Genomic DNA, 2,661 nt, shown 5'->3' with positions numbered 1-2,661 from the left:
GGGATTTCGACGGCCGCATCACCGCGCCGCTGCACGGGTTCGAGAATGCCGACGACTACTACCGACGCGCCTCGAGCCGCTATTACCTGGGCCGTATCCAGACGCCGACACTGATGATCCAGTCCAGCGACGATCCGTTCGTCTATCCCCACAGCCTACCCGAAGCCAGTGAGCTGGCCGATTGCATCCGCTTCGAGCTGCACGCCAAGGGCGGCCATGTGGGCTTCGTCGACGGCTCGCCACGCCGACCCGGCTATTACCTGGAGCGCCGCATACCGCAGTGGCTGGCCGAAGCCTCCCCGCTCACGGCTTCTCGGGCGTTTCCAACAGATCGCTGAGCGCATGCAGATCCCTCTCATCCAGGCTGCCTACCGCCGCCTTGAGGCGCAGTTGCGCCAGCAGCGTGTCGTAACGCGCCCGGGACAGCTGTTGCACGATTTCGCTGTACTGGCTCTGCACCTCCAGCACATCGATGCTGGTGCGCATACCCACCCGGTAGCCCAGACGATTGGCCGCGAGGGCCGAGTCGGCGGACAGCGTCGCCGCCTCCAGAGCACGAACGCGCCCCAGACCGCCAACGACGCCGAGCCAGGCGTGGCGCGTATCGAGCTCGGCGGCACGCCTGGCATCATCCAGCGCCGCCTCTGCCTGTATGAGCAACGCCTGGGCCTCGCGCACAGCGGCACTTGTCCTTCCGCCGGCATACAACGGCATGCTCAGACGTAACCCCAAGCTAGCTGACTCGCTACGCTCAGTGGCAATATTGGGACGCTCCTGCATGCTTTGACTGGCGACCAGGTCGAGGGTCGGCAAGTGTTCCGCCCGGCGGCTGCTGATCTCATAACGCGCCACCTCCAGCAACAGGGCCTGTTCCTGGATCGCAAGATTCCCCTGCCTGCTAGCCTCTATCCACGCGTCCATGGCCTCGGGTTGCGGCCGCTGGAGCATTACCCCCTCGCGTACACCGCACAACCTGCCAGGCTGTCTGCCGGTAATTCGGGCCAATGCATGAACGGCCAGTTGCTGATCGTTCTCGGCCTCGATCAGTTGCGCCGTGACCCGATCGAAACTCGCCTGGGCCTCGTGCACATCGGCGATACTGACGTTGCCCCCTTAATCAATAGCGGCTTCTTCTCTTGAAATTCACGTATAAATTTCTCTTTTGATATATTGAGCGATACGGGCATAAAAATTCATGCAGCAATTGAAATTTCAAGTTAACGGTTAACGAACAGGGATAATGTTATATTCCCCAAGATCACTGCAAGCGGAAGCAAAAAAAGTGAAGGGAAAAGACTTTTCTTGTTGTACTTCCACACTCCTGCACACAGGATCATCCTGTAAATGCAAAATAAAAACCCCATATAAAACAGAATCAACAAAGACAAAAGAACCGCACTGTGCGTTGTACCCGCCATAAGCTCGACCCCGAACAATTCATAGAACCAGCCATCTACCCCAACCATACGAACACCTCAATACTTAATGAGCAACCTACAATCCATGGAGAATTATCACGCCTTTAATAAATTATAAATATCCCATAATTTGTCGCTCCCCTGCGACACGCGTCGGAGCCCTCATAAATTGACTATGGACGTACGACAAGACTAAACATCGAGAAACGTTATTCAATCGCTCTCACTGTCGCGTCCATACATCCCCCTCCGCATCCGCCAACACTTCGACGAAACCGTTCAGATTCAGGTGCCTAGCGATGGCGCTGTTGACCTGCTACAGCGTGACATCCGCGAATGCCTGGTTGCGCTCGCTCCAGCTCCTGCTCGTCGATGCCATATTCGATCAAACGTGTAACTTCCTCCCTGACGATATCGGCCAGGCGCTGGCCATCATCTCTGGGGTAATCGGCCTGGATGGTCAGCCAGTTGGCATTGTCGAAGGTCGCCACTTTGAGCGAGCTACGGATGTCGTAGCTGAGGTTTTCCCGTTCGCGCAGGCGCTGGCTCAGGCGCGAGACCAGTGGCTTGCGCCCGAGGATGTGTTCGGCGACGAACAGCGCCGGGTCGTCTTCGGGACTGGCTCTGGCGTTGAGGTCGAAGTGCAGGCGCCCCAGGTAGTGGCCGGTCTGGGGCGCACGGGCATAGTCGCTGTGGCTGTTCCAGGCGCCGAACAGGCGCTGCAGTTGCTGGCGCAGCGCATGCGCCTCGAAGTCGCCGGACAAGGCAAACTCGCTACGATTGGCGCCATAGAAGTCGCGGTGGAACGCCTGTACATCGTCTCGGCTCAACCGCTTGAGTACGGCGAGCCGCTGCCTTGGCTCGACGTGACGGCGCATGTCGCCGACGGGCCAGGGCGCGGCATGGAGATTCAGGTGCAGGGCCGCGACCTCCGCCGGCTGGCCGAGTGGCATCATGCAGACACTCTGCCACCTGCACGCCAAGCATCCCCTGGCGCCACTGTTTGCGGTGGGCTACTCGCTGGGCGGCAACGTGCTGCTCAAGTACCTGGGGGAAACTGGCGCGGACAGCGGCCTGCAAGGCGCCGCCGCGGTTTCGGTACCGTTTCGCCTGGACCAGTGTGCCGACCGGATCGACGTCGGCTTCTCGCGGGTCTACCAGGCGCATTTCATGCGCGCCATGGTCGCCTACGTGAAGGACAAGCAGCGCCTGTTCGCCCACCAGGGCCAGGCCGATCGCCTGT

Annotated in this window: 2 protein-coding genes and 2 pseudogenes; 2 read left to right on the top strand and 2 right to left on the bottom strand. The window is 59.8% G+C overall.

The features are described from left to right. A pseudogene (locus BVH06_RS19000) lies at positions 1-338 on the top strand (hydrolase); the annotation flags it as partial. On the opposite strand, the gene BVH06_RS18995 reads toward BVH06_RS19000, so the two are convergent. Both BVH06_RS18995 and BVH06_RS18985 read right to left on the bottom strand, forming a co-directional pair. Further along, complete coding sequence (locus BVH06_RS18995; protein ID WP_139315679.1) at positions 304-1,089, bottom strand: TolC family protein; 786 nt, start codon at positions 1,087-1,089, stop codon at positions 304-306. The pseudogene BVH06_RS19000 and the gene BVH06_RS18995 sit on opposite strands and share 35 nt — an antisense overlap. A gap of 622 nt (positions 1,090-1,711) precedes the next feature. Beyond that, the gene (locus BVH06_RS18985; protein WP_075935121.1) at positions 1,712-2,374 is read right to left on the bottom strand and encodes a pitrilysin family protein; all 663 of its coding nucleotides are present in this window, start codon (positions 2,372-2,374) and stop codon (positions 1,712-1,714) included. Here BVH06_RS18985 and BVH06_RS18980 point away from each other — a divergent pair. Next, positions 2,373-2,661, top strand: a pseudogene (locus BVH06_RS18980) (hydrolase); the annotation flags it as partial. The gene BVH06_RS18985 and the pseudogene BVH06_RS18980 sit on opposite strands and share 2 nt — an antisense overlap.

This window comes from Pseudomonas sp. PA27(2017), from assembly GCF_001945445.1.
In the GTDB taxonomy this organism is placed as follows: domain Bacteria; phylum Pseudomonadota; class Gammaproteobacteria; order Pseudomonadales; family Pseudomonadaceae; genus Aquipseudomonas.
The sequence above is the reverse complement of the archived record's forward strand: the minus strand, read 5'-3'. Positions and strand labels throughout refer to the sequence as shown.

Coding starts and splice junctions, on each gene's coding strand:
- BVH06_RS18985 (WP_075935121.1), bottom strand. CDS start 2,374: ATGATGCCACTCGGCCAGCCGGCGGAGGTCGCGGCCCTGCACCTGAAT.